Raw genomic sequence first — 25,956 nt, forward strand, 5'->3', positions numbered from 1 at the left:
CCAGGCGGGCTGGTGGTTCAATTCCAAAGGGGTTCAAAATGCCTTTTATCAAAACAATTGACGAGGGTGATGCCGAGGGCGAGCTCAAGGCGTACTACGACAAGATGGGGGGACGCGTAGGAAATATCCAGAAGATATACAGCATCAAGCCCCCGCTGCTGCAGGCGTATCGCGATTTTTCCCGTGCCGTGACTTTCGGCGCCACCAGCCTTGGTCGGCGGCGCGAGGAAATATTGGCGGTGGCGATTTCCTCGATGATCAAGTGTAAGTACTGAACGGTCTCGCACGGAGAGTTTCTCCGTGAGGTGAGCGAGGGCGACGCGACGCAGGACGCACTGGATTTGAAGGAGGATTTCAGAGAGGCCGACATTGCTCCCGAGGAGGTGGCGATGCTTGAGTACGCCGAGAAAATCACGCTTGCCCCCTGGACCGTAACCGAGGCGGATGTCGAGAATTTGCGGTCTCATGGCTTTGACGATGTGGCGATACTGGAAATTGCCACTGTTTCGGCTTACCGAAATTACATCGCCCGGGTGGCGAATGCCCTCGGGGTCGAGCTTGAGGATACAAAATTCGCGGATAACCCTGAGGCCCGTGCCACCATGATCGAGGGGCTCGTTTAATCACGGTCGCATTCACCCAAAGCACACACGGATATAAAGAACGCATTAATAAGGTAAGGGAGAACCATGAGCGATAAAGTGAGAATGGCGTTCGTCGGGCTGGGCAGGTGGTCAGGCATGGTCGCTGCGGGTGCCAGCAAAAGCAGCCGGGCCGAGGTGGCCGCCGGCCTGTCGCGATCGCCTGAGAAAATGGATGCGTTTGCCGAGAACTTTGGCGGCATCCCGGCCAAATCCTGGGAGACGATTCTGGCTGATGAGAATATCGATGCGGTAGTGCTCACCACACCGAACAGCCTTCACAAGCCCCTGGCTATTGAGGCGGCCCGCGCTGGCAAGCACATCATTGTCGAGAAACCGATGGCGCTCTCTGCCGCCGAATGCAGGGAAATGATCGAGGCAGCCAAAGAGGCGGGCGTCGTATTGGCCGTGGGTCAGAACACCCGGCGCAGCCCCCGCTACCGGAAGGCTGAGGAACTTATTCGCTCGGGGGCGATTGGCGAGGTCGCCCTGGTCGAGGCCAACCAGACCAGACCCCAGAGCTATCGCATCGAGGGTCTCTGGCGGAATTCGCGGGTCGAGAGCCCGGGGGGACCACTGGCGAGTTTTTCCATCCATCAGATAGATTCCATGAACCATCTTGTTGGACCCGTGCGGCGAGTATCAGCTTTCGTGAGCAAGCTCAACGGCCCGGCCGTGCCGGACGACGTGATGACGGCGGTGCTTGAATTCGAGAGCGGGGCGCTCGGCTACCTGGGCGGGACGATGATTACCCCCGACAGAAATTACTTTCAGGCCCACGGCACCGAGGGCGTCATCTATCTCGACGTGGACGGGGGCGAGTGCTCGATTAAGCGAAAAGATGCGGACACCTTCGAGAAATTGCCGATGCCGGATGCCGATGAGCAACTGGCTATTTCTCTCGCCGAGCAGATGGACGATTTTGCGGGCGCCATTCTTGAGGGTAGAGAGTCTGAAGTTTCGGGCGAGGTGGGTATGGCAGCCGTCGCGGTTATGGAAGCCATTGTCCTCTCGGCCGAGGAGGGTCGGCCCGTTGAGCCAGGGAGCTTGTAGGGCAGCCTTTTAAGCCCCTTTCCCCCCGATTGACACCCGAGGCCGGAGGGGTAATTATCGATGGGCAGTAGGACCTGCTAGGGGTGGGTATCTGAGAGCCTTGAGACCTGAGGCAACCCTTAGAACCTGATCTGGGTAATTCCAGCGAAGGGAAGCGGGGCTGAAAGTTCGGAAAGAGTTTTTTCCGGCATTTAGAGCCGCTTCCCCCTGGGGGACAGCGGTTTTTTTGTTTTGATTTAAGGGCACTGGAATGCAAATACAGGTGAACGGCGAGGCGAGGGAGGTCGAGGCGGGGAGCACGGTAGCTGCGCTTCTTGATGAACTCGGCCTCGATGTGAGCGGGCTCGCCGTTGCCGTTAACATGGACATCGTCCGCCGCGGTGATTACGCCGCGACAAAATTTTCCGAGGGCGATGAAATCGAAATTGTGCGCGCCGTGGGTGGCGGCTAGAGCCAGCCAGCGTCGCGAGAAGGAGAGGGGAATCATGAGTAGCTACGAAATTGGGGGCAAAACGTTCACCTCCCGCCTCTGGGTGGGGTCTGGGAAATATCCGAGTTTTCACGTCATGCGCGATGCCATCGAGGCGAGCGGGGCCGAGATTGTCACCGTTGCCATCCGGCGCACGGATCTGAACGACGATACCAAGGACGGTTTCTGGGCGAATTTCGACAAGGAGCGCTGCACCATCCTGCCGAACACGGCAGGATGTTTCGACGTGAAGAGCGCGGTGACGACGGCGCGGCTCGGCCGGGAGGCGACGGGCTCGGATTTTGTGAAGGTCGAGGTCATCGGCGATGACAAAACGCTGTTTCCCGACAACGAGGGTTTGCTTGAGGCGTGCAAGATTCTGCTCGACGATGGTTTTATCGTTCTTCCCTATTGCATCGATGACCCGATTGTCTGCAAAAAACTAGAAGATATGGGCTGCCACGCGGTTATGCCACTGGCGGCGCCAATTGGCTCAGGGATGGGCATTCGAAATCCCTATAATCTCAAGATCATCATGGAGCAAATTTCAATCCCCGTGGTTGTCGATGCCGGTGTGGGTACGGCCTCGGACGCTGCTGTGGCGCTAGAGCTTGGCTCGACGGCGGTGCTTATGCAGACGGCCATTGCGGGAGCTGACGATCCGGTAAAAATGGCACGGGCGATGCGCCTTGGCATCGAGGCGGGGCGGTTGGCCTACGAGGCGGGCCGGATTCCGATGAAACTCTACGCGACGGCCTCAAGCCCGCTTGAGGGCGTGGTCGGCTCATAGACGCCGGGGAAAGGCGGGCCCTGTGAGCGGCGCTCTCGATTCCCTCTATCTCATCACTGACAGGAATGCGCCCCCTTCGGGGGATTTGCTGGCGGCGCTCAAAAGCGCGCTTGAGGGCGGGGTGCGTCTTGTTCAGTTTCGGGAAAAAGATTTGCCTGCACCCAAGCGGCTGGCGCTGGGCCGCGAGGTGATGGCGCTGGCCAGGGCGTTAGGCGCGCGGATTATCGTCAATGGCGATCCAGCGCTGGCAGATGAACTTGGAGCGGCGGGCGTTCATCTTGGAAAATCTAGCTTGCCTGTTGGTGAGGTCCGCGCCACCTATAGCGGCCTTATCGGTTATTCGGCTCACAGCGGAGGCGAGGCGGCAGAGGCCTTCGCGGCGGGGGCTGATTTTGTCACGCTGAGTCCGGTTTTTCCGCCAACGAGCAAAGCGGCATCGGGCCCAATTTTAGGCCTTGAGGGATTTCGCTTTGACGTTCAGGCCTGCGGCGGACCCGTCTATGCGCTTGGCGGGGTTTCCGCCCGTAATGCTGCCGCCTGCATCGAGGCAGGGGCCCACGGGGTCGCACTGATAGGCGCCATTCTTGGCGCTCCCGACCCTGCGCGTGCCGCCGACGAAATTATCAGAGCGCTCGGTGTGAATTTTGGGTAAGTGCCCCGGTTGCCTCAATATTCCGGTTAAAGAAGTGACAAGAAGCTCATTGACTGTATATTTAGAGTAGAGAAGTTCGGGAGTGGTGAATTAATAGGATCGCTCCAGCATCGAGATTCACCGCATTGCTTATTCATTCCTAGATCGGGGGAACATACCATATGGTCGATTCCATGAAGTTCGATACCCTTTTGGTCGAAAACCGGGTTTTCAAGCCCCATAAAGAATTTTCAAAAAACGCACACATCAAGTCCATGGCCGCCTACCGGAAAATGTATAACGAGTCGGTCAAGTCTCCGGCGAAATTCTGGGGCAAGGTGGCGAACGAGTTCCATTGGTTCAAAAAATGGACGAAGGTTCTTGAGTGGAAGGAGCCCCACGCCAAATGGTTCGTGGGCGGGACGACGAACATCTCCTACAACTGCCTGGACCGCCATCTCACCACTTGGCGCAAAAACAAGGCGGCTATTATTTGGGAAGGGGAGCCGGGTGAATCACGCACCCTTACCTACCAGGAACTCCACCGCGAGGTGTGCAAGTTCGCCAATTCGATGAAAAATGTGGGCATCAAGAAGGGCGACCGGGTTCTCATTTACATGCCCCAGACGCCCGAGGCGGCAATCGCTATGCTCGCCTGCGCCCGGATTGGTGCACCGCATAGCGTTGTCTTCGCCGGCTTCAGCGCCATCTCGCTTAAAGATCGCATTCAGGACGCCCAGGCGACTGCCGTGCTCACCGCCGACGGCGGCTGGCGTCGCGGAAATGTGGTCCCGCTCAAGGCGAGCACTGATGAGGCGATTGAGGATTGCCCGTCGGTTAAGCACGTCATCGTCCTGAAGCGGACTGGCACCGATGTTCCGATGAAAAAGGGCCGCGACCACTGGTGGCATGACCTGATGGAAAATGCTTCGAGCGATTGTCCGGCTGCAAAGCTTGATAGCGAGCACCCGCTCTACATCCTCTACACGAGCGGCACGACAGGAAAGCCAAAGGGCATCGTCCACACCACGGGCGGCTATATGTGCGGCACCTATCTGACCTCAAAATATGTTTTTGACCTGAAAGATGAGGACACATATTGGTGTACGGCGGACATCGGATGGGTGACCGGACACAGCTACATCGTCTATGGCCCGCTATTAAACGGTGCGACCTCTGTCATGTACGAGGGGGCGCCCAATCACCCGGGCCCCGGCCGCTTCTGGGAGATTGTCGAAAAGTACAAGGTCAATATCTTCTACACCGCGCCGACGGCCATCCGAGCATTTATGAAGTGGGGCGATGAGCATCCGAAAAGCTGCGATCTTTCATCCCTGCGCCTTCTTGGCACGGTGGGCGAGCCCATCAATCCCGAGGCCTGGATGTGGTACCACACCGTAATTGGAAATAAAAAATGCCCTATCGTTGATACCTGGTGGCAGACCGAGACGGGTGCAATCATGCTCACCCCATTGCCGGGTGCGACGCCCACCAAGCCGGGCACGGCAACACTGCCGTTCTTTGGTGTCGTTCCCGATGTGGTGACACCGGACGGAAAATCGGTTGGCCCCGAGGGGGGTGGGCTACTCGTCATCAAGAAACCATGGCCCTCGATGTTGAGAACGATTTGGGGCGATGACAAACGCTACCGCAAGACATACTGGAGTGACGTGAAGGGCTGCTACTTCACCGGAGACGGCGCCCGCAGGGACAAGGATGGCTACATCTGGATAATGGGCCGGGTGGATGACGTGATTAACATTGCGGGCCACCGCCTTGGCACGATGGAGGTCGAAAGCGCTCTCGTGGCGCACCCGGATGTGGCCGAGGCCGCATGCGTTGGCGTTCCGCACGAGATCAAGGGCGAGAGCATCGCTGCCTTTGTCACCATGAAGGGGGAGAACAAAAAGAACCCGGCTCTCGAAAAAGAGTTGGGCCAGTGGGTGGTCAAGCAGATAGGTGCGATTGCCCGTCCCGACTACATGCGCTTCACGGGGGCGCTCCCCAAGACGCGGAGCGGTAAGATCATGCGGCGCCTTTTGCGCGATATCGCCTCGGGAGCCGATCAGGTGGGCGACACCACCACGCTTGAGGACGTTTCTGTTCTTCAGAGCCTTCAGCAATATCAAGACGGGTAAAGTTTTTTAGCGAATCTGGAAAAGAGGCGATCCTCTCAAGGGTCGCCTCTTTTTTTTGGAACTATGGAGTGTCACTAGCTTGCTCGCGCAAAAAAACGGGTCAGCGGAGCGATAAGATTTTTCGAAATGATTTCGTTGCCTCGGGATGTGAGGTGCATGCCGTCGAAGGACAATTTTCGGTCTTTGAGGTCCACCGCCCGCCCAAGGTTGATGTGAAGGAGTCTGGGGTTATCGCCATAGCGCCGCCTCAGCATGTTGACTAAAGTTTTTTGTTGCTCGACATGTTTGTCGGAGATATATGGCTGGGTGACGATAGCGACAGGTAATCCATTATTAAGAGCGAAGTGTAGCGCTGGCTTGATTTCGCTGCAGTAAAATGTCCATCTCTCACCGCAATCGGTGTCTCCTGCCATTATCTTAATTTGGCCTGGATTAGTTAGTCCTCCGAGTTGCTCTTCTAGCGAGAGAGCGATTTGCCCCCCTATATTCAGAGCGGTAGCTTTGGTTTGGTCCATGACGCTTGGTGTAAAGTTGGTTCGCCTCTTCCCGAGATTAATTTCGCCGATTCCGAGTCCGAACTGGAGGGTTTTGGCTTTGTCTAGCATCATCGTTGGTAGAAGGGGTAAATAGCCCGTCAACCGGAAAATGGGAGATTTGTGCCTGAAGACAGCGAGGTTTTTGCCTCCGAGGTCATTGTAGCCCGTGTAGATGATCACGGCATCGTAGTCCAGATAGGTGTAGTCTTTGAGGGTATGGATATAGGAATGCGCTCCCTCATTGTTCCAGGCAAGGTTGACGATTTTGTAGGATTCGGGACCTCCCTTTCTCCGGGGATTTTTGTTGAATGCCCGCTCAAGATTGGCCGGAAATGAGTGACCCAAAGGTGTTCCGTAGCCGAGCGCTGAGCTTCCACCGAGGACAGCGATTCGAAATTCACCTTTCTTTTTCGGCCCGACTGATGACCCCCGATAGCCCCAAATGTTGTACATGCCCTTCGCTTGAAGCTTGTAGTGAAAGTACAGATCGCCTGCCAAGAATGTGGCGAGCAATGCTGCGGTGGAGATTATGACCACCAACACGGCGAATAGCGCGTATTTTCCCCCGCTCATCTTTTTCCTTCCCGATTCCCTGCTCATAAGCATCAATATAGTCAATTTTGGAGCCGGAAGGGAGGCGTATAAGCCATCGAATACGTGAGTCTGGCAGAGAACCTAATATCTGGCATGACGGTGGAAGCGCTCTACATAATATTGCAGAACTAAGATTTTAGTAATATAAAGGACTTTTAAGTCTTGAAATGGCCAGGATTTGGGTGCTTCCTATTCGGAATTAATTTTCTACGGGAGGGATTTTCGATGTCCGGTGTGGAACTCGGTTTCATGGTGCCCCATCCATGGATAATGGTCGCGGGTGAATTAGAGGAGGGACATCACGCCCTGACCACCTCGGCCTATAGGCAGGTACGCGATCAGGTGGCCAAATTCGCCCCCGACGTCATGATCGTCGCATCGCCCCACTGGCCGATACTGGGCAAATACCGCATCGGCGGTGCACCTCGGTATAAAGGCACGCTTGATACATTTCTTCCTCACATTAATGAAGTTTTACCGCCAGAGCATCGCCGGGATCTACCCCCGGTGCCCTACGATTTTCCCGGCGATACGGAACTGGCCGGGTGTCTTTTTGACGCGGGCAAGGAGGCGGGTCTTGACGTTCAGTTCGAGTCCGAGCCAGAGGCCCTCGATCATGGCTCTATCGTGCCGATCATGTATTTAAATCCCGAGGGGCGTTTTCCTGTCGTGCTTATCTCGAACGAGGAGGGTTCCCATGAGCGGAGTCGCAAATGGGGGGAAGTTATCGAGCGTGAGATAGAGCGCATCGGTCGTCGCGCGGTGTTTATAGCGAGCGGAACACTTTCCCATCATTTCGTTTTCGATAGCCCGGACGCGCTTTGGCCAGACGGTGAGGTGTGGGACCGAAAGCTTCTCGATACTGTCACCAAGGGATGCCCCGAGGATATTTTCAGTTACACGGACACTGAAATTGCCGGTGGAGAGCTTGAGGCGGGCGGTCTGCATGGGCTTTATATGTTGCTAGGTGCCTTGGGGCCCAAGCCTTCGACAAAGGTGCTTAGCTACGAGGGCATCGTCGGGGTCGGCTCGCCCATCATTGAGTTTGAGCGAAAAATACTGGTTAGCTGAATTTAGGCCCGATAATATTTTTGGCGGCAACCGGCATTTATTTTTTGCACCCACTGCCGCGCGGCGGAATTTTGAGCAATTCGGCCGAGTCGAGGACTTCGATGTCCGAGGCGCCGCCGACGATGAGCACCCTCCCATCGGGGAGCAGGGTCGCCGTGTGGAGCCTTCTCTCAAAGCGTAGCGATGAGCCCAGCGGTAAGAAACATTCCCCCTTTGGATCAAAAATCTCTCCGCTCAAAAGGGTTTTGCCCTTGCCCCAGCCCCCGATAATGAGCACTCGTCCGTCCGGGAGCCGTGTGGCGGTGTGTTGTTGCCGAGAGGTGTTCAGCTTTGCCTTGAGTAAATTAAACGAAGAAGCGCCCGGGTCATAAATTTCGGCGGTGTCGAGTGTTCCTGCTGGCCCGAGTCCACCGACAAGAAGCACCCGTCCTCCGGGCAGGCGTGTTGCCGTGTGACGGCTTCGCGAGATTGATAGCGCCTTTTTCACCAGCGTGGTCCGTTGCCGGGCTGGATGATAAATCTCGGCATAGCGCTCGCCGGGGCCGCGGGCACCGCCCACTATGAGTACGGTTCCATTTTCCAGCAGGGTGGCGGTGTGTTGCTGGCGTGCGGCATACAATGGGCGGGTGCTAGAAAACATGTTGCCCAGGGGCGAGAAAATTTCCATGTCGCGGACGGCGCGTTTAGAATCGTTTCCTCCAGCAATCAAAAAGCTGCCATCCTTGAGTGGAGTGATGGTGTGGTCAAAGCGCGCGGATTTCATTTTGAGGAGAATGGGAGTGCCTCCCGCCGGGGGAATTATCGCGGCCTCGCGCAGGGCGAGGTTACCGTGGGTCCATCCACCTGTGATGAGGATTTTCCCGTCCTTAAGTTTAGCTGCACGGTGCCAACCCCTCGGACTAAGGCCTGACACAGGGAGCGCCATAAATCGCTCCTCGACGATGCCGTAGAACTCGATTGAGCCGAGTGGGTCAGATTTTGTTAGGCCGGCTGCAATAAAAACGCGTCCCGAGTCGAGAAGCGTGGCGGTGTGGCCGTGCCGGTTGGCGGTCATTGGGCCTGGGACTGAAGTGTCACCCTCGCCCGAGCATCCTGCGAGAAGAAGAACAAGAGCGAGATCTACTGCGAGGTTGCAAAATGTTTTCATTCGGCATCTTTGGTTGGTTGATTTTCTTTTTCCAAACGAATTTTGAATTGTTCTTTAATCTCTGGTGCGAGAGCGGAGATGCGCAATGCCCGCCTCGTTAATTCCAAATCACCTTCGCCGAAATTTCTAAGCCGGGCCATTTCTCGGACAGTAATTTGCTCGGGTCCTGCCTCGATGCGCTCGATGGCGTCGCCAGCGCCGATTTCCCCTTCTTCGATAACGCGGAGATAAATTCCGAGCAACCCGCTATTGAAAAATTTACCAACGAAGCTCTTGTCCGCCATTGAAATCCCGAGCTTAAAGCAAGGGTTTCGAGGCTGGCTCACCTCAGCCACCGCGCCCCCGATTCGAAAAATATCGCCAATGAATACTTCATCCTCAGTCATACCCTCAGTGGTAAGGTTTTCGCCAAACTGGCCAAAAGTAAAATCGTCTCGCCGGAGTTCTTTTTCCCAGTGCGCGTAGTTTTGGATGTCGTAGGTGTAGACAGCCTTGTATTCCCCGCCGTGATTTTTGAGGTCCGCCTGTCCGTCGCCGTCGATGTTAAGGCTTCGCATCATTGCGCGACCCTTGACGGGTATTTTGAAAATTCCGGTGTGGACAGGCTGATCATTGTGAAAAACCGCCCGGGGTTTAGCGACGTTGACGGAGAGAAGCTTCATCATTAAGCCGTAGTTTCAATCTTTCTTTTTCCAGCCTTTAGCATTTCCTCGGCGTGTTTGATGGCTGCTGCGGTCACTTCGAGTCCGGCGCCCATGCGCGCAATTTCCTCGATGCGGGCCTCTCCTTCAATTGGCTCGATAGAGGTGGCGGTGCGTCCCGAGGCGGTATGCTTTTCGATCCGGAAATGTTGGTCGCCCAGGCAGGCAACCTGGGGAAGGTGGGTGATGACGAGGACTTGATGATCTGCAGAGACTTCCTGGAGCTTTCTGCCTACGACCTCGGCTATTCCACCGCCGATGCCAGCGTCCACTTCATCGAAAATCAAGGTGGGTATCATGTCGCCGCGCCGGAGGACGGATTCGAGCGCAAGCATGAGGCGGGACAGCTCTCCGCCCGAGGCAATTCGTGCCAGCGGGCGCGGTGTCTCGCCTGCGTTCGGGGAGAAGAAGAACTCGCACATGTCGATGCCCCCCGAGCGCAGTTCGAACCGCTCGCCCTTGATCTCAACGGCCCCTTCGAGGGCGGCGTGTTGGGAAACCTTGGTCTCAAGAACTGCGTCGCTCAAGCCAAGATCGGCCATTGCTTTTTTCATCCCTTTATCGAGATCAGTCGAGGTTTTCTGGCGTTTTTGGGAGATGACATGGCATCGGCGAGAGACTTCGCTCCGCAATTTCTCGGACGCTTCTAGAAGGTGGGCCTCTGTGCCCTCTTCATCCGAAATGGCGGAAAGCTCCGAGCGGGCGTTATTTAGATATTCGAGACACTCTTCTTCATCGTTGCCGTATTTACGTACGAGTTCGCGGAGAAGGGTTCGCCTGACTTCAAGGATTTCGAGGCGCTCGGGGTCGAGCTCGATACCGCCGAAATAATCTCGCACCGAGTCGGCAAGCGATTCCACTTCGGCCCGCGCGGAGGCGGCCATCTCTTGTAGAGGGGCCTGCGAGGGATCCAACTCGACAAGTTGCTCTAAATTTCGAATGGATTCACCAAGTTGTTCGATGACCGAACCTTCTGCCCCATAAAGCATTTCATATATACCCTGGCCGAGGGCGCCGAGGCGCCCAGCGTTGCGAAGGCGGGGAAGCTCGGCTTCGATCTCTTCGAGTTCGCCTGACGAAATTGCGGCGCGATCAAGCTCCTCGACTTGAAATCGGAGAAGGTCGGCGCGCTGGGCACGCTCTCTTGCTCCTGTGCGGTGTGTCTCTAATTCGGCCTCCACTTCCCTAAGTTCGGCGGCAAGGTGCCCCAGAGCGGATCTCTCATCGGAGAGCCCAGCGAAATCGTCGAGAAGGCCCAAATGCGCCGAGGGTTTCAGGAGGGTTTGCTGGGCGTGCTGACCGTGGATGTTGACTAGAGCGTCGGCGATAGAGGAAAGCGTTGCGGCAGTCGAGAGGGCTCCGTTCAGATATATGCGACTCCTCCCGCTTGCAGAAATTTTTCGGCGCACGATCAATTCACCCTCTTTGGAAATGTCGATGCCAGCTTCCTCAAGTGTAGCGCGGGCAGCGGCCCCGCCGGGTGTGTCGGGAAGCTCGAAAAGACTCTCGACTACGGCGTCTTTTGCGCCCGAGCGGACGAGATCGGCGCTTGCCCTGCCGCCGAGGGTGAGGTGAAGGGCTTCGAATATGATTGATTTTCCCGCGCCGGTCTCGCCAGTAAGTACGTTCAGTCCCGCTCCGAAGCTCACCTCAAGCGAGTCGATGATTGCGAAATCCGAGATTCGCATTAATCGAAGCATGGCGTCCTCATGACCCGTTTTTTCCGCCGCGCGGGTGCGTCTCCCAAAGGAGCTTGTCCCGGAGAATCTCGAAGAAGTCTGATCCCGACGGGCGCACCAGGCGAATAGGGTCCGGACTCAAGCTTACGTGAAGATAATCAGAAGAGCCAAGATTGCAACCGTGTTGTCCATCAATAGTAAGAAGTATTTCGCGGTCCTCATCATCGGCGTCGGTGAAGATCATCGCCTCCACGCTCGCCTCGGCCGGGACGACGAGCGGGCGGTTGCTTAACGTGTGCGGGCAAATGGGGTTGATGAGCATGACGTTGAGATCCGGCATCAGAAGGGGCCCCCCCGCCGAGAGCGAATAGGCGGTCGAGCCAGTAGGGGTGGCGATTATTAGACCGTCCGCTCGGAATATACCAACCTGCTTTCCGTCCACCGAGATTTGAAATTCCACCATTCGCGCCAGAGGGCCGGAGGTGAGAACGACATCGTTCAGAACGTCCGTCAACGGTATGTTTGATCCATTTTTCTGGGCTGAAGGCCGAAGACGCATTCTCGTTTCGGTCACATAATTTCCTTTGATGAGAATGTCTTCAAGCGCGGGAATGGCGTCGGAGCCGGGAACGTCTGCTAGAAAACCAAGGTGGCCGGCATTGATGCCCAGAAGAGGTGGCGCATTTTTGCCTAGGAGATGAGCGGTTCTCAGCATCGAGCCGTCTCCGCCTACAACGATAATCAAGTCGGCGTCCGCGATAGCCTTTTGCTGGTCAAGGCCGCAGGAGGCACCTATTTGCCCGGCGGTTGCCTTGTCCAGGACGATTTCAAAATCCTTGTCTCGGAGCCAGTTTACGACAGAGGATAAATCCACCTCCTGGGTAAGCGCAGTGGGCCATGTCATAAGCGCAATTTTTTGAAATGAATCGGCCACGATCCGGTGTCTCCCTTTTACATAATAAAGCCAAGGATCGAGAGTATCCCAATCTCGAGGGTGCGCCGCAACCAAATAACTGGGGTTAACGAATGGCGCCGCCTGCAGGAGCGGGGCGTTTGGGTTTTTGACGGGTTTTACGCCTTGATTCCCCTTGCCAATGGCGGCAGATGTCTTGAAGCGGGCATTCGGTGCAAATGCTTACATCCGGGCGGCTTGGGCAGTGACCCAGGATGCCGAGGCGTGATATCGCGAAATCGTAGCGCGTCGGATCGTCGGGACACAGGAGCCTGAGGGAGTCTGTAATCTCTTCGGCCATTTTAAGGTTCGGTGTTTTTCGATCGGTCAGACCCAGGAGGCGACCGATTCTCGCGATATGGGTGTCGAGCGGAATGGTGAGCTGATCGGATCGTGGTCCCTTCCAGAGGCCAAGGTCCACTCCGTCTTCCTGTCGAATCATCCATTTCAAGAAAAGATTCATGCGCTTGCTTGCACCCCCTCTTGTGGGGTCGGGTAGGAGATAGGAAAAACCTTTTTTCGACGCGCCGCCGGGGGCAAGAGATAGTAGCCTCCCCCGGAAGGCAGCCAGCGCGCTCGCTAGCGTGGCCGCGCTGGAGTTGTAGTTGAGCATGAATATGGTCTCGAGTGAGCCCCATTCTCGAAGCGCCTCTCCCGTCATGTGGGCAAAGCGAGATAGGTCGTCGGCACAGATCCAGCGGTGGACGATTCCCTTGAAAAGATTTCGGTTCTTTTCGATTTGAAAGCTGCGCAGGGTCTCGGCAGGTTGTTCACCAAGACGTTCATAAACACGGCCCAGGCTGGTTCGCACCGCCTTTGCATTCCCGAAGGCAAGCGCCTGCGCGATGAAAGCGGCAACTTCGCGGTCATCCCTGCGTGGATAGCGATGCACTAGTCCAAGGGGGTCTGAGTCTAGGAAGAAGGGCCCATAGGTTTTCATCAGGGCATCGAGCCGGGATTTGACGGCGGACACATTTGCGGGACGAAGGGGCATTAGAACGCCCCGCTCGAATCGAGTATCAGGGTAACGGGCCCATCGTTGATTAATTCAACATCCATCATGGCGCCAAATCTACCCGTGGCGGTGGTCACGCCGAGTTTTCCAACCTCGGCGACGAATTGCTCGATCAACTTTTTTGCCAATTCAGGTGGAGCGGCGCCAGTGAAAGAGGGGCGTCTTCCTTTCCGGCAATCACCGTAGAGGGTGAACTGACTGATGATGAGCATTTCGCCCCCTGAGTCGAGGAGCGAGCGGTTCATTTTGCCTCCCTCGTCAGGAAAGATTCGAAGATGGACGCTCTTATCGGCGAGGTAGTGCACCTCTTTTTCGGTGTCCTCGGGCCCCACCCCGATGAGAATCATAATGCCCGGCCCGATTTTGCCTACGACTTCGCCGGAGACGCTCACGCTGGAATTTCGGACACGTTGAATGACGGCCAGCATAGGAATGCCTCTTTCTAGCAAGAATATTTTGAATTGCCAGATGATCTCAAGTGTTCCATTTTATCAAAGATTGAGGATTACATAAATTCATTTACCTCGATTTTTGATTGAATAGTTGATGATAGGGCTCAGGATAATTGAAAATTAAAGGAAAAAGAGCTCCGTTTAATTATTTGAATTAATTAAATTTTTCCAGTTTCTAGTCTTTGGCCTCTTGAAACTGTCATGTTCAATCATGTAGTATAAGTCCAATGAAAAAAGGAATTTACAATTGAATTCCTAAAAACGGTAAGGTATCATTATCTTTACCATTTGTAGCTTGGGAGATTAAAGGTGGCAATTCCCGAAAAGTTGGCTTCGAAAAAAGCGTTTACGACTTTTGAAGTGGCCGAGATATGTGATGTGACTCCTGTAACGATCCAAAACTGGATCGACAAAGAATGGCTCCGTGCCTACAGGACACCGGGTGGCCATCGACGTGTTCTTCGTGAAGATCTCATGGCTTTCCTTGAGTCAAGGAATATCCCGCATATTTTCAACGAGCGCACTGGTCCGCCAAAGGTGCTTGTGGTCGATGATGAAAAGAATTTCACTGAGTTGATCCGGGATATCTTGCTTTTGGATAACTCAGAGTATGAAATTGAGATAGCTCACGATGGGTTCCGGGCCGGGTTGTTATATGCCAATAACAAACCCGATGTTGTTTTGCTCGACTTGATGCTTCCCGGAGTGGATGGTTTTGAGGTTTGCCGCCAGATTAAACAAAGTGGCGGCGGCTCGAATACAACGATAATTGCCATAACAGGCCTGGACGATCCCAGTCATAAAGAGCGGATCATGAACCTGGGCGCCTCGCACTTCCTCCAGAAGCCGGCCGATACGGCGCAAATCAGAGACTTGGTTCGCCAATCAGTGGAGTCAAGAGTTTCCGGGACCTCTTCCTAGGCAACCGTTTTAAGTATCGTGAGTTAAGGATTAGCGGGTTTTCTGCGCTTGGCGGTCTTTTCATAAAAAGCGACATACAAATTTCAGGATTATTTGTTGATTGTGGCAGGGTTTCCTGATTCAGAGAGTTAGTTGTCCTCGCCCGAATCTTTGCCTCGACCACGCTCGCGCAGAAACCGCTCGACCTCACGAGCTAGATCTTCTCCCGAGGGCAGGCCTCCCGAGGGGTCCTCATCCTCGTTCTCATCCTCGCTCCGGAGTTTGAGTTCCTCCACATACTCTTTTACTGCCTTGTTCGATTCGAGGGCCTGATCAACCTTATCGTCGAAATCGATGGAGCCCATTTCCAACTCAGAAACACTAACTTCGATTTGGAGAAATTCGTTCAGGCGGCGGACTAGGGCTAGAGCTGCCTTAGGATTTGGCGAAACGTTGACGTAGTGAGGGACGTTCGCCCAGACGCTCACGGCAGGCAGGTTCTCATCGCGGAACAGATTATTCAGGATGCCGACGATCCCGGTGGGGCCTTCATAGCCCGATCGTTTGAGGCCCAATCGGGTAGCGAGCTCGATATTGGTCGAGGAGCCGGTGATGCGTACCTCGCTTCTGTGATAGACGTCGGCGAGGAGCGCGCCCAATGTCACGGCCATCCTGACGTCGCACTTTTGTGCGAGGGAATGAATCATTCTCGTGAATAATTGCCACTGAAGATGAGGTTCGACTCCGACAAAGAAGATTAAATCGTTTGCTAGTTGAGGGGTGCGGCAAGCATAAAATGTATTTGTGGGCCAGGTAATCTGGCGTTGTCCTTCAGCGTCCAAGCTCACCAAGGGACGAGCGTCTTGGAAATTGTGGAAATAATCAGAGTCGATGGAGGCGAACTCCGAGCCCCCAAGTTCCTCTGAGATATAGGTCGCTGCAGTTGTCGCGGCACTACTGGCGTCGTTCCACCCCGAAAAGGCTAGCACCAGGGTGGGGTTTCTGAGTTCCGGTATCTCTTGAATTTTAAGATATTCCATCGGTCGTCCTCGGCGGCTGGGAAGGATTGGACAGAATTTCGAAACTAATCTTATGAGGATATTCTAAACTTCTAGGCGAGAGGATTCAAAGCCTAATTTTCAAACCTGCTGAAAAACCATTGTAATCGGCCCAAAGTTATTATAATTGATAGCTTAGCGCCCGGATGCTATAAACAGGGCAGCTAATCCGAGGAAGATTTTTTCGTGCTCGAGTGGGTATTTTATGACCCACGCTACATTAGTTCCCGCCTGTGTGATAAACCCCGCCGTTATAAACGGCGAAGGTAAGGTTTGCCAGTGAATACCTTGAATGAAACTGAATCGCATTTTCAGGGCAAGGTTGCTTTGATCACTGGTGCCTCGCGAGGTATTGGCGCGGCCGTGGCGAGATGCCTTGCCCGGGCGGGGGTGGATTTGGTGATCAATCACCGCGAGGGCCGGGGTCGCTCGGGTAAAATGGCCGAAGAGTTGTGCCGCGAAGCTGAGGCGGAGGGCGTACGCGCCATAGCGGTTCCTGCTGATATTGCAAAAAAAGATGCGGTCGAGGCCCTATTCACCAGGGCCGAAGAAGAATTTGGTCGCCTAGATTTTCTTGTGCTCAACGCCGCCCGCGCTCCTTTTAAGCCGTGGGAAAAACTTTTGGAGCGCGATCTCCGCCAACTGGTAGATACGAATTACTTGGGCAACGTTTTTTGCATGCAGAAGGCGATTGCCCCTCTTTCCAGGCGGGGTGGGGCCGTTGTGTTTCTTTCGAGCCTGGGAAGCCGGTTTGTTAATCCGGACTATCCATTAGGCTCGATGAAGGCGGCGATGGAGTCAGCCGTGAAGTATTGGGCAGAAAGCTGGGGCGAGCAGGGCATTTCGGTGAACGCTGTTTGTGCCGGTCTGGTGATGACGGATTCGTTCAAGACGCTCCGGATGGTGAACCCGGACCTGGAGAACCTGCCTGAGCGGTTTTTTCTATCGCCCGAGGAGGTTGCCGGGGTGGTCCAGTATCTGTTGGGGCCAGCGAGCGGGGTCATACGGGGGCAGACGGTGGTGGCCGACAAGGGTGTGAGCAACCGCCTACTCTGGCCATCCCCCCCAGGATGATGCATTCTTGCCTCCCCCGGTCCCGAAGTTGCACATTGCCGGGCAGAGCGTTTTAATGCAGGTCTAATGTCATGGTTGATATTGATATGGGGTCCGGGCGGTTGTCTTATCCCTTTGATAATAGGACATTCATAAGAGGCACGAGGAGAAACAAATGGCGCAGAACATGATCAGTGAAGAGCGGATCATGCAGGAAGTCTTCGACGCAATCGTTCACACCACCGGTGTGGACAAGGACACGATTACCCCGGATAGCTCGCTTGTGGAAGATCTGGATGTCCTGTCTCTTGATTTTCTCGATGTGAATTTTCGGCTAGAGCAGGTCTTCGGTATCAAAATGGCCCGCAGCTTTGTTCTTGAGCATGTCGAGGAAATGTTTGGCGAGGGTGTGGCAATAGATGAGAACAACGATGTCACTGAAAAGGGTGTCGAAATTCTAAAGTTGCGCCTGACTGAGGCGGCGAACGATCTCGATCCGGGAACCCCTGTCGATGAACTTCCGGCCCTCGTTACCTCCCGAACGCTTGCAGCGGGTGTTGGTGACATTCTTGCCCACTTGCCGGACAAGAGCCCTGCCGGGGTGGACTGGAAAACGGAGGACGGCACTCACATTGTCTGCTCTGAAACCGGCAAAGCCCCTGTGTTGCCCAGCGGCGATGATGTGATCCAGAACTGGCTGAAATCTCTCCAGGAAGAAAAACAAATCTTCTAGTTCACTCGCCGCCCTGTTTTACCTCGGGAGTTGCCCTCGATGGCACGGCCCCAAAAACGTGTCGTAGTTACCGGCTACGGGATGATGACTCCCCTCGGGGGAGATGTTGCCTCCAGTTTCGATGCGGCGCGCGAGGGAAAATCCGGCATCGACTATATCCGCCTTTTCGACCCGGCGAAGCTGCCCTGTCAAATTGCTGGTGAAGTGGACGACGCCTGGATTGAGGCACGCGAGGTGCCCTCCCACCGCAAACTTCTAAAATTTGCCACGCGTGGCGTCCGGATGATGCTTACAGCTACGGGAGAGTCCGCGAGCCACGCTCGCCTTAGCGAGATTGCTGATCGCTCTCGCATTGGGGTCGCGATCGGATCGCATGGCGAGCACCCTGATATTCCCCAGATGATTCAACTATTCCGCCAGTGGCGCCCGGGTGGTGGCTCCCCCTGGGAGGGCCATTGGGACTTCAGCGAGCTATTTAATTCGGGTGGCTACGATTTCCTTCAGTTCTATCGGCGAAAAATAGATGTGGCCACTTCTGTAGTGGCGACAGGGTTTGATGCCCAAGGACCGACGATTTCGGTTTGCTCGGCCTGCGCGGCGGGTGGGCAGGCAGTGGGCGAGGCACTTCGCTTGATTCGCGACGGGAAGGCGGATGCGATGATCGCGGGTGGTTGTGAATCTGCGATCTCCTATGCCGGTTTTTTTGGTTTCGTTCTCCTGACAGCGCTTGTTGAAAAGTACGAAACGCCACAGATGGCCTCGCGCCCCTTCGACCGGCGGCGAAACGGTTTTGTCATGTCTGAGGGCGCTGGCTCTTTAGTGCTTGAGGAACTTGAACACGCGCTGGCACGAAAAGCGCCAATTTTGGGCGAGGTGCTAGGCTACGGCGATTCGGCTGATGCTTTTCGCATTACTGACATGCACCCCAAGGGAGCCGGAGCCGTTCTTGCGATGCGTGGGGCGCTCGCTGATGCAGGCATTTCTATCGAAGATGTGGATTACATTAATGCGCACGGTACATCGACTCCTAAAAATGATCTCACCGAAACGACTGCGATTAAACAAGTGTTCGGCGATAGGGCGAGTAGCATTCCGATAAGTTCGAACAAATCAATGGTCGGGCACACTATTGGAGCGGCGGGCGCAGTTGAGGCAATCTTCTCTCTTGAAGGAATGCGCCGCTCGGAGATTCTTCCCACAATTAACTACGAGAACCCGGACCCGAAGTGCGATCTGGATTATGTTCCTAATGAAATGCGTCCCTCCGAGCACCGGGTTGTCTTGTCGAACAGCTTTGGTTTCGGCGGACAAAATGCCTCGCTTTGCTTTGGCCGCTACGAGGGTGAGTGAACTCGATGTCTACTACTTTTGCCGTCACAGGAGGCGGAATAGTCTCTGCGGCGGGAAGAGGTGTGGACGTCGCATGGGAGTCGCTTTGTAAGGGTGAAAGTTTTCTCGCCCTGGATGTTGATCCCGGCCTCTCGGGTTTTGCGCCGATAGCCTCGGCGCGATGTGCTGCCATTGACCCTGAGGAACTTGGTGCTGATCGACGCGCCGCACGAATCATGGGGCATCAAACCCACATGTTGCTCGCTACGGTATCCGAGGCGATTAAAAAATCAGGTAAAGACATTGGCGGCGAGGAGACAGCTTTTTTTGCCGGAATGGATTCGGTAGACCCTGAGGAGGGCGATCTCGTTTCCGCTGCGCTGTCCGCGCGCAAGGAGGGCGGCGTTGATTTGGATAAATTTTATGACGAGGGGATGGCGCAAATTCCGCCGCTCTGGCCGCTCGGAATGCTCAATGCCATTGGGTTCTGTCAGGTGGCGATTCAGTTCGATTTGCGGGGCGAGAACGGAACATTCAGCCCGGGACCTGAGGCCGCTAGTCGGGCCTTGATTGAGGCAGCCGAGTCCTTGCGAGAGGAAAAGGCGGGGGTCGCGCTGGCCGCCGGGGTGAGCCCATCTGTTTCGGCTCGCTCCGTTGCCCGCTATATCAATCGTGGATTCTTGCCTGTATCAGGTGATGGTCAATTTCCCCGTCCTTTTTCGGGTGCTGGTGTCGCTGCACTGGGAGAGGGCGCAGGCGTTTTGTTGATTGAGTCCGGGAAGGCCGCAGCGGCGAGAGGGGCTGCTAGCATGGGATTTTTGAGAGGGTGGGGTCGAGCCACCGCTCTCGATGAAGGTGCAGGGCTCAAAGAGGCGATTAAGGATTCGATTGGCGTGGCGCTAGGATCGGCTGGATTAAGCCCTGGCGATGTGGACCTCGTGGTGGTTCACGGTGCGGGACATCCCGATGAGGATGAGGCCGAGGCTGCGGCGTTGTTAAGTGTATTTGGCGCGCGCCGCCCGTACGCACTTGCGACAAAGGGCGCCCTTGGTCATCTTTTAGGGGCCTCGCCAATTGTGGATTTGTTGCTGGCGCTCCGAGCGCTGGGTGAGGGTGTTGTATTGCCGAGCCCGGGGGTGGGCGAGATGGGGCAGGATGCCCTTGAGTTTTCGGATGTTCCCGTGGCCGCCGAAATGAAAAGGGCGCTAGTTTTGTCGAGAGGATTTGAGGGCTCATGTGCGGCGTTTTGTGCTAGCGCGGCATGAAACGATTATCTGGTCATTGTTTTATCCGAGGAGAGAGATTTGCGGTTCCTCTACTTTGATCGCATCACCGAGGTTGAGAGCGGAAAGCGAGTCAGCGGGGTAAAGACGTTCCCGTTGTCCGAGGCCTATCTCAAGGGGCATTTTACCCGAGCGCCTCTGATTCCGGGCTCGATTCTGATCGAAGCCATGGCTCAGATCACGGGCTGGCTCATTGTCTATACCCACAAATGTGAGACGGCCTGCGTAATTTCGCTTATCAACAACGTCAAGGTGCCCATCGACCTTCGGGCGGGGACGACGGTGGATATTCACGGTGAAATACTCGACACCGATAAACGCTGGAGCCGGTGCCGTGCGTGGGTGGAGCGCGATGGCGAGACGATTGCGAGCGCGGATCGATTTTTGTTTCCACATTTCAAAGAGCCATATCCTGAGGAAACGGCCCAACGGTTTCGCCATTTGGGCTGGCTTGAGCCCCGCTGGGACTGGGAGGCATCGTGAGCGAAGTTCACATCACCGGTATGGGCATGGTGACAGCCCTCGGTTCAGATTTGGAGACCGCATGGAGCAAAGCGCTTCGGGGTGAATCTGGTGCGCGAGCGGTTTCTTCTTTCGAGGCCGGGCGTCTTCCCATCGCGGGGGCGGGCGAGGTGTCGCTGGAGGAACTCGCCGCTCTCAAAGAGCGGCTTCCGGAGGAATACGCTGGCGAGGGGGAGCGGCGTGTGCTGTTCGCCCTCGATGCCGCGCAGAGTGCACTTGAGGATGCGGGATTGGCACTAGGAGAGGCAGATCCTGTGCGCTCGGGCGTGCTGATGGGAACCGGATTAAGTTCCTATCGCCTAGAGGATTTTGCTGCCTGGATTGGCGAGGATGATAAATTTGATACTACCCGTTTTGCGGTCGAGATCGAGAAGACCCATCCAGCGGGATATTTTCGAAATCCGCCAGAGCGGGCCACCTCGCTGATTTCTAAGTGGGCCGGCTTCAGAGGCCCATCGGCTACGATGACTTCAGCTTGCGCAGCAGCCGGGCAGGCCATTGGCCTTGGCATGCGTATGATTCGCCGGGGAGAGGCCGACGTTATCCTCTGCGGCGGGGCGGACTCGATGATCCATCCTGTCGGGATGGCGATTTTTCTACTCCTTGGCGCAGCGACGACCACCGACGCCCCACCTGAGAATCTTTGTCGCCCCTTTGACAGGAGACGCTCGGGCCTGGTGGTTGGCGAGGGGGCCGGGGTGCTGGTTCTTGAGTCAGCCGAGCATGCCTCTCGGCGCGGGGCGAGGGTCTATGCCAAACTGTCTGGCTACGGGTCGAGCATGGATGCCTATCAGGTGACAGCGCCCGATCCAAAGGGAAGGGGCGCTGCACGCTCGATGAGTGAGGCGCTTCGTGATGCTGGGATGGCCCCCGAGGATATCGCTTATGTAAATGCCCATGGGACGGGAACGAAGCTTAATGATCCAGCCGAGACGCTGGCGATTAAAGAGGTGTTCGGCCCTTGGGCGGAAAAACTCGCTATCAGTTCGAGCAAGTCGATGATTGGCCATCTTATTGCGGCCTGCGGTGCGCCCGAGTTGATATTCACCACGCTCAGCGTGGCTCGCGATGAAGTGCATCCCACTCTGAATCTGGAAAACCCTGATCGCAAGTGCGATCTTGATTATGTCCCGAACGAGTCACGCAAGATGGCGGTTCCCGCCGCGATATCGAACTCGTTTGGTTTTGGTGGCCAGAACGTGACTCTCGTTGTCAGAAAGGCGGCATAGATGAACATTGATTTGAGCGGAAAGGTGGCGCTTGTAACCGGAGGCGGGCGCGGCATAGGGCGTGCGTGCGCTCTGGCGCTCGCGGCGTCGGGCGCACAGGTGGCGATCAACTACAGCGCCTCGCAAGAAGCGTCCGAGGAGGTGAAGGCCGAAATTGAAAAGGCCGGTGGCCGGGCCGAGTGCTATCAGGCGGATGTCTCCTCATTCGAGCAGGTCGAGGCCATGTTCGAGAAGGTGAAGGAGGATTTTGGCACGCTGGATATTCTGGTGAACAACGCAGGTGTCATCAAGGACACGCTTTTGCTACGTATGAAGCCTGCCGACTGGGATAAAGTTATCGGGGTGAGCCTGAATGGCGTTTACAACTGCACGAAAATGGCGGCCGAGATTATGATGCGCGCGCGCACAGGGTGTGTCGTGAATATTTCCTCGATCATTGGAATCATGAGTGGTGGCGGGCAGACGAACTATGCCGCCGCCAAGGCGGGGGTGATTTCATTCACACGGGCCTGCGCGGCTGAAATGAGCGGGCGCGGGCTGCGCTTCAACGCCGTTTTGCCCGGTATGATTGAAACCGACATGAGCGAGGTTGCCCGAAAACACGCGGGCGATAAAATTATGGAGCGAATTCCTTCGAAACGGTTCGGGCAGCCAGAAGATATTGCCGGTATTGTCGTATTTCTCTCCTCGTCGGCGTCGAGCTACATCAATGGCGAGGCGATTACAGTTGACGGCGGCATGCACATCGGTTGAGGAGCGGAGAATTAGAGTGCGTTTGTATCAGGGCGTTGATTTAATAGAGATTGATCGGATTAAGGTGGCGCATGATCGCCAAGGGGCTTTCGGAAAAGATATTTTTACGGAGGCCGAACTGGCATATTGCAATTCTCGGCCCGATCCGTATCCGCATTTAGCTGGGCGCTTTGCGGCCAAGGAGGCATGCCTCAAAGCCTTCGGGGTGGGAATGGGTGGATTCGGCGCCATCGGTCGTTTTCAGGAGATTGAAGTGGAATCCACGCCCTCGGGCAAACCTACTCTCCTTCTGCACGGGTCGATGGAGAAAATGCGAATGCGGCTCAAGATTGATCAGGTGACGGTTTCGATTAGCCACGCCGATAGTTTCGCTGTAGCGACGGTGATGATGCTAGGCGCAGCCGCGGGCGTTGAGGAAGAATAACAATGCGGGAGGAGCATGATGCGCTATTTGCTGGTTGATCGCGTGACTTCATGGGAGCGCGGAGCCACCATGGTAGGCGTCAAGAACGTCACCATGAGCGAGGATTTCTTGGAATTTCACTTTCCGCGCTTTCCTGTGATGCCTGGCTCGATGATTCTTGAGGCGCTCGTTCAACTAACAGGATGGCTTGAGGCGGCGAGTTCTGATTTTTCCAGATGGTTTCTTCTTGAGCAGGTTAAGACGGTTAAATATTACGGTTTCGCCCTGCCGGGCGACCAGATTGAACTCAGAGTCGAGGCAGCCGGGGAAGATGAAGGGCTTGCTCTCTACAAGGGTCTTGCCCAGGTAGAGGGCGAGCGAAAAGTGGTGGTAGATTTTGCCGGTAGGATGGTTGATCTCAAAGACTATGAAGATCCTGCTGAGCAGGCGCACCTTTTTAAAATATTAAATCGAGAAATAACACTCTCTTAAAAGAGCGGTTGATATGATGGAAGGCAGGGAAGTCTGGATTACGGGTGCCGGGATGCTCTCCCCTCTTGGGGCTGGCGTCGATGCGAATTGGGAGGGGCTTCGGTCCGGGCGGCGCGGCGTCGTTCGACAGCCTCAGCAGAATGCGGCCCCGTTTCCCGATAACTTTCTCTATTTCGGCACGGTGGCAGGTCATGAAGAGCCGCCAGAGGTGCCGCCCAATCTCAACAGCCAGAGGAAATTTCTGAACCGCTCCTCGATCCTTGGGCTCCACGCGGCCGCAGAGGCGATTGAGAGCGCAGGTGTTGATTTGCTGTCCATGCCGCCTGAGCGAAAATCGCTTTATGTCGGCTCTGGTGACTACACACGTCTTGAGTATCTCGATTTTTACCAGTCCTTTGCCGAGACCGCTGGTCCCTATTGGGGTCTTCCCGATCCAGAGGAGTTGAACGAGGTGGCGCTACATCAGGTGAACCCGTTTTATCTGCTGGAAGGGCTGGCGAATAATCTTTTCAGCTTCCTAACGGCGAGCTACGAAATTATGGGCACGAACGGGAGCATTGCGAGCCTGTCCTCGTGTGGTGCGCAAGCTCTTGAGGGTTGTGATCGGGCTCTTCGCTGGGGGAAGGCGGATCTCGGCCTGGTGGTGGGTTGCGGGTGCTGGATCAGCGCGTTGATTCGTTTCGAACTTGACGGACTGGGAATACTTTCCAGAGCCCACGATGGAGTCGACTCGTTCAGGCCACTGGACAGGCGGCGCGATGGGTTTTTCCCGTCCGAGGGGGCTGCTGCTCTGGTGCTAGAGGTGGCGGAGGTTGCAGAGGCGCGAGGCGCAAAACCAATTGGAAGAATACTGGGCACGGGAAATTTTCAGGAAGTTTCGTCGGGTGCCCATATCTCGGTGCCAGGCGATTCTGTCAGCCGAGCGAGCCGGGCGGCGATGGGCGAGGGCGATAAGTCCCCCACCGACCTTTCTTTTGTCCTTCCGCATGGGAGCGGCACCAAAAAGGGAGATCGCGCCGAAATGCGGGCGCTCAAGGAATTTCTGAGCGGGAGCGAAGTGCCCCTTGCAGCCTGGAAACCCCATACGGGCCACATGGGTTCGGCTAGTGATGTGGGTGAAATGATTCTCGGTCTCAAGGCGCTCCGGGAGGGTGCTCTTCCACCTACCCTGGGCTTCGAGACGGCTGAAAAAGAATTCGACAATCTCGATATCGCTGCCGAGGAAAGAGTGATCGAGGGGGACTCGTTTCTTTCGCTGAGTCATGGCCTTGGCGGCCAGTCTTCCGCCACACTTTTATCGGCACCGTGAGTCCGGTAGTCGGGCGGGCCGCGAAGCCCCGCAAAAAACGACGCCGTAGCAAGGATAAAAGCCCCCTTCAGCAGAATGCTGAATTTTTCGCTGTCTTTGGTGCCCTCTCGATCATTCGATGGATCCCGCTCTGGTTGTGTAATATCCTCGCCAGACTTGTCGGGGCTGCTGTTTTCCAGCTAGCTCCACGTCGCCGAAAAATTCTTCTGAATAATCTTGAAATCGCATTTCCAGACATGAGCGAGGACGAGCGGGCCCGTATGGCGCGGGCGAGTTGTCGCTCGTTTGTGCTGACCGGGCTTGAAAGCGTCAAGTATCTCTACCGTTTTCGAATCGATGACGCGGAAAAGGAAGTTCGCCGGATGATCGATGGGGTGGAGTCTGTTTTCGATCAAGCGAGGCAGCTGCACGATGAGGCGGGTGGGTGCATTTTCGTAGTGCCTCATTTGGGTAACTGGGAGCTTATCGTGCACGGTGCCACAATTGCGCGAATACCAGTGACGGTTGTTGTGAGACCTCTCGACAATCCGAAACTAGAAAAACATCTATTCGAGATGCGCTCAGGTTCAGGGCAAGAGATTCTTGCAAAGCGAAATGCGCTCTTCTACCTCAGGACAGCACTACGAAAGGGAAGATCGGTTGGTCTGCTGGCGGATCAGCATGCCGGGATGAAGGGAATCGACGTGCCGTTTTTCGGGAAACCAGCGAGCACCACGACGGGACCTGCTGCCCTCGCCATTTCCTTTGGTCGCCCGATTATGCTGGTTGCTTGTGTGCGAAAGCCTGGAGGAGGAGCATATGAGGTGCTTTTGAGCGACCCGATTGTGCCCGACACAGAGGCGGAATCGCTTGTTGAGATCGAGCGGCTGACGACGCTTATGAACGTAGAGATTGAAAAGTTTGTCCGTAAATGCCCGGATCAATATTTGTGGCTGCACGATCGCTGGAAGCTAACGAAACTTTGGGGGCGATCGGCAGAATTTCTTGCGGAAAAAGAAAAAGAAGAAAAAAACGATTAAGCTG

28 protein-coding genes and 1 riboswitch are annotated in these 25,956 nt (G+C 55.5%); of the genes, 20 read left to right on the forward strand and 8 right to left on the reverse strand.

Annotated elements, in window-relative coordinates; genetic code table 11:
• The first annotated feature begins 38 nt into the window (after positions 1-38).
• The 7 genes from HOJ95_04645 (at position 39) to acs (ending at position 5,722) form a co-directional block, all read left to right on the forward strand.
• The gene (locus tag HOJ95_04645; GenBank protein MBT6393971.1) at positions 39-275 is read left to right on the forward strand and encodes a hypothetical protein; all 237 of its coding nucleotides are present in this window, start codon (positions 39-41) and stop codon (positions 273-275) included.
• Positions 276-305: 30 nt separating this feature from the next.
• Positions 306-623 (forward strand): peroxidase, encoded by a 318-nt coding sequence (locus HOJ95_04650; protein ID MBT6393972.1) that lies wholly within the window; start codon positions 306-308, stop codon positions 621-623.
• A gap of 66 nt (positions 624-689) precedes the next feature.
• A complete protein-coding gene (locus tag HOJ95_04655) occupies positions 690-1,694 on the forward strand; it encodes a Gfo/Idh/MocA family oxidoreductase (GenBank protein ID MBT6393973.1) in 1,005 nt (334 codons plus the stop codon).
• A gap of 69 nt (positions 1,695-1,763) precedes the next feature.
• Positions 1,764-1,864, forward strand: a riboswitch (TPP riboswitch).
• A gap of 80 nt (positions 1,865-1,944) precedes the next feature.
• Positions 1,945-2,145 carry a sulfur carrier protein ThiS gene (gene thiS / locus HOJ95_04660; protein ID MBT6393974.1) on the forward strand — a complete coding sequence of 67 codons (201 nt, stop codon included), beginning with the start codon at positions 1,945-1,947 and terminating at the stop codon, positions 2,143-2,145.
• Between the two features lie 34 nt (positions 2,146-2,179).
• Complete coding sequence (locus HOJ95_04665; GenBank protein ID MBT6393975.1) at positions 2,180-2,953, forward strand: thiazole synthase; 774 nt, start codon at positions 2,180-2,182, stop codon at positions 2,951-2,953.
• 22 nt (positions 2,954-2,975) lie between these two features.
• The gene (gene thiE, locus HOJ95_04670; GenBank protein MBT6393976.1) at positions 2,976-3,605 is read left to right on the forward strand and encodes a thiamine phosphate synthase; all 630 of its coding nucleotides are present in this window, start codon (positions 2,976-2,978) and stop codon (positions 3,603-3,605) included.
• A gap of 173 nt (positions 3,606-3,778) precedes the next feature.
• Positions 3,779-5,722, forward strand: coding sequence for an acetate--CoA ligase (gene acs, locus HOJ95_04675; protein MBT6393977.1), 1,944 nt, complete (start codon positions 3,779-3,781; stop codon positions 5,720-5,722).
• 74 nt (positions 5,723-5,796) lie between these two features.
• Here the strand turns inward: acs and HOJ95_04680 are convergent, their stop codons facing one another.
• Complete coding sequence (locus tag HOJ95_04680) at positions 5,797-6,831, reverse strand: SGNH/GDSL hydrolase family protein (protein MBT6393978.1); 1,035 nt, start codon at positions 6,829-6,831, stop codon at positions 5,797-5,799.
• Between the two features lie 246 nt (positions 6,832-7,077).
• Here HOJ95_04680 and HOJ95_04685 point away from each other — a divergent pair, with 246 nt between their 5' ends.
• Entirely contained in the window at positions 7,078-7,923 is an 846-nt protein-coding gene (locus HOJ95_04685) for a hypothetical protein (GenBank protein MBT6393979.1), read from the forward strand.
• A gap of 37 nt (positions 7,924-7,960) precedes the next feature.
• Here the strand turns inward: HOJ95_04685 and HOJ95_04690 are convergent, their stop codons facing one another.
• The 6 genes from HOJ95_04690 to HOJ95_04715 all read right to left on the reverse strand — a co-directional run bounded on the left by HOJ95_04690 (position 7,961) and on the right by HOJ95_04715 (position 13,845).
• Complete coding sequence (locus HOJ95_04690) at positions 7,961-9,070, reverse strand: hypothetical protein (GenBank protein MBT6393980.1); 1,110 nt, start codon at positions 9,068-9,070, stop codon at positions 7,961-7,963.
• Positions 9,067-9,735 carry an MOSC domain-containing protein gene (locus HOJ95_04695; protein MBT6393981.1) on the reverse strand — a complete coding sequence of 223 codons (669 nt, stop codon included), beginning with the start codon at positions 9,733-9,735 and terminating at the stop codon, positions 9,067-9,069. The genes HOJ95_04690 and HOJ95_04695 overlap by 4 nt, the downstream gene beginning before the upstream one ends.
• Positions 9,735-11,471: a DNA repair protein RecN gene (gene recN, locus HOJ95_04700; GenBank protein ID MBT6393982.1), complete on the reverse strand. Its 1,737-nt coding sequence runs from the start codon at positions 11,469-11,471 to the stop codon at positions 9,735-9,737. The genes HOJ95_04695 and recN overlap by 1 nt, the downstream gene beginning before the upstream one ends.
• A gap of 7 nt (positions 11,472-11,478) precedes the next feature.
• Positions 11,479-12,384, reverse strand: coding sequence for an NAD(+)/NADH kinase (locus HOJ95_04705; GenBank protein ID MBT6393983.1), 906 nt, complete (start codon positions 12,382-12,384; stop codon positions 11,479-11,481).
• 85 nt (positions 12,385-12,469) lie between these two features.
• Complete coding sequence (locus HOJ95_04710) at positions 12,470-13,396, reverse strand: TIGR02757 family protein (protein MBT6393984.1); 927 nt, start codon at positions 13,394-13,396, stop codon at positions 12,470-12,472.
• A complete protein-coding gene (locus HOJ95_04715) occupies positions 13,396-13,845 on the reverse strand; it encodes a D-tyrosyl-tRNA(Tyr) deacylase (GenBank protein MBT6393985.1) in 450 nt (149 codons plus the stop codon). Before HOJ95_04715 ends, HOJ95_04710 begins: the two co-directional genes overlap by 1 nt.
• 333 nt (positions 13,846-14,178) lie before the next feature.
• Here HOJ95_04715 and HOJ95_04720 point away from each other — a divergent pair, with 333 nt between their 5' ends.
• Positions 14,179-14,790, forward strand: a complete 612-nt coding sequence (locus tag HOJ95_04720) for a response regulator (protein ID MBT6393986.1) — start codon at positions 14,179-14,181, stop codon at positions 14,788-14,790.
• A gap of 128 nt (positions 14,791-14,918) precedes the next feature.
• Here HOJ95_04720 and HOJ95_04725 read toward each other — a convergent pair whose 3' ends face one another.
• Positions 14,919-15,809, reverse strand: coding sequence for a PAC2 family protein (locus tag HOJ95_04725; GenBank protein MBT6393987.1), 891 nt, complete (start codon positions 15,807-15,809; stop codon positions 14,919-14,921).
• Between the two features lie 291 nt (positions 15,810-16,100).
• Between HOJ95_04725 and HOJ95_04730 the strand changes: the two genes are divergently transcribed.
• The 11 genes from HOJ95_04730 (at position 16,101) to HOJ95_04780 (ending at position 25,952) form a co-directional block, all read left to right on the forward strand.
• Positions 16,101-16,901 carry an SDR family oxidoreductase gene (locus HOJ95_04730; GenBank protein MBT6393988.1) on the forward strand — a complete coding sequence of 267 codons (801 nt, stop codon included), beginning with the start codon at positions 16,101-16,103 and terminating at the stop codon, positions 16,899-16,901.
• A gap of 154 nt (positions 16,902-17,055) precedes the next feature.
• A complete protein-coding gene (locus HOJ95_04735; protein ID MBT6393989.1) occupies positions 17,056-17,613 on the forward strand; it encodes a hypothetical protein in 558 nt (185 codons plus the stop codon).
• 39 nt (positions 17,614-17,652) lie between these two features.
• Positions 17,653-18,963, forward strand: a complete 1,311-nt coding sequence (locus HOJ95_04740) for a beta-ketoacyl-[acyl-carrier-protein] synthase family protein (protein MBT6393990.1) — start codon at positions 17,653-17,655, stop codon at positions 18,961-18,963.
• Positions 18,964-18,968: 5 nt separating this feature from the next.
• Positions 18,969-20,207: a hypothetical protein gene (locus HOJ95_04745; GenBank protein MBT6393991.1), complete on the forward strand. Its 1,239-nt coding sequence runs from the start codon at positions 18,969-18,971 to the stop codon at positions 20,205-20,207.
• A gap of 39 nt (positions 20,208-20,246) precedes the next feature.
• Complete coding sequence (locus tag HOJ95_04750; GenBank protein MBT6393992.1) at positions 20,247-20,708, forward strand: hypothetical protein; 462 nt, start codon at positions 20,247-20,249, stop codon at positions 20,706-20,708.
• A complete protein-coding gene (locus HOJ95_04755) occupies positions 20,702-21,976 on the forward strand; it encodes a beta-ketoacyl-[acyl-carrier-protein] synthase family protein (GenBank protein MBT6393993.1) in 1,275 nt (424 codons plus the stop codon). Before HOJ95_04750 ends, HOJ95_04755 begins: the two co-directional genes overlap by 7 nt.
• Positions 21,977-21,982: 6 nt before the next feature.
• Entirely contained in the window at positions 21,983-22,729 is a 747-nt protein-coding gene (locus tag HOJ95_04760; protein ID MBT6393994.1) for a beta-ketoacyl-ACP reductase, read from the forward strand.
• Between the two features lie 16 nt (positions 22,730-22,745).
• On the forward strand, positions 22,746-23,153 hold the full coding sequence (acpS, locus tag HOJ95_04765) for a holo-ACP synthase (GenBank protein ID MBT6393995.1): 408 nt from the start codon (positions 22,746-22,748) through the stop codon (positions 23,151-23,153).
• 15 nt (positions 23,154-23,168) lie between these two features.
• Positions 23,169-23,624 (forward strand): beta-hydroxyacyl-ACP dehydratase, encoded by a 456-nt coding sequence (locus HOJ95_04770; GenBank protein ID MBT6393996.1) that lies wholly within the window; start codon positions 23,169-23,171, stop codon positions 23,622-23,624.
• Between the two features lie 13 nt (positions 23,625-23,637).
• Positions 23,638-24,933: a hypothetical protein gene (locus tag HOJ95_04775; GenBank protein ID MBT6393997.1), complete on the forward strand. Its 1,296-nt coding sequence runs from the start codon at positions 23,638-23,640 to the stop codon at positions 24,931-24,933.
• On the forward strand, positions 24,930-25,952 hold the full coding sequence (locus HOJ95_04780; protein MBT6393998.1) for a lysophospholipid acyltransferase family protein: 1,023 nt from the start codon (positions 24,930-24,932) through the stop codon (positions 25,950-25,952). Before HOJ95_04775 ends, HOJ95_04780 begins: the two co-directional genes overlap by 4 nt.
• Positions 25,953-25,956: the final 4 nt, after the last annotated feature.

The organism is Nitrospinaceae bacterium, from assembly GCA_018669005.1.
GTDB lineage: Bacteria > UBA8248 > UBA8248 > UBA8248 > UBA8248 > UBA8248.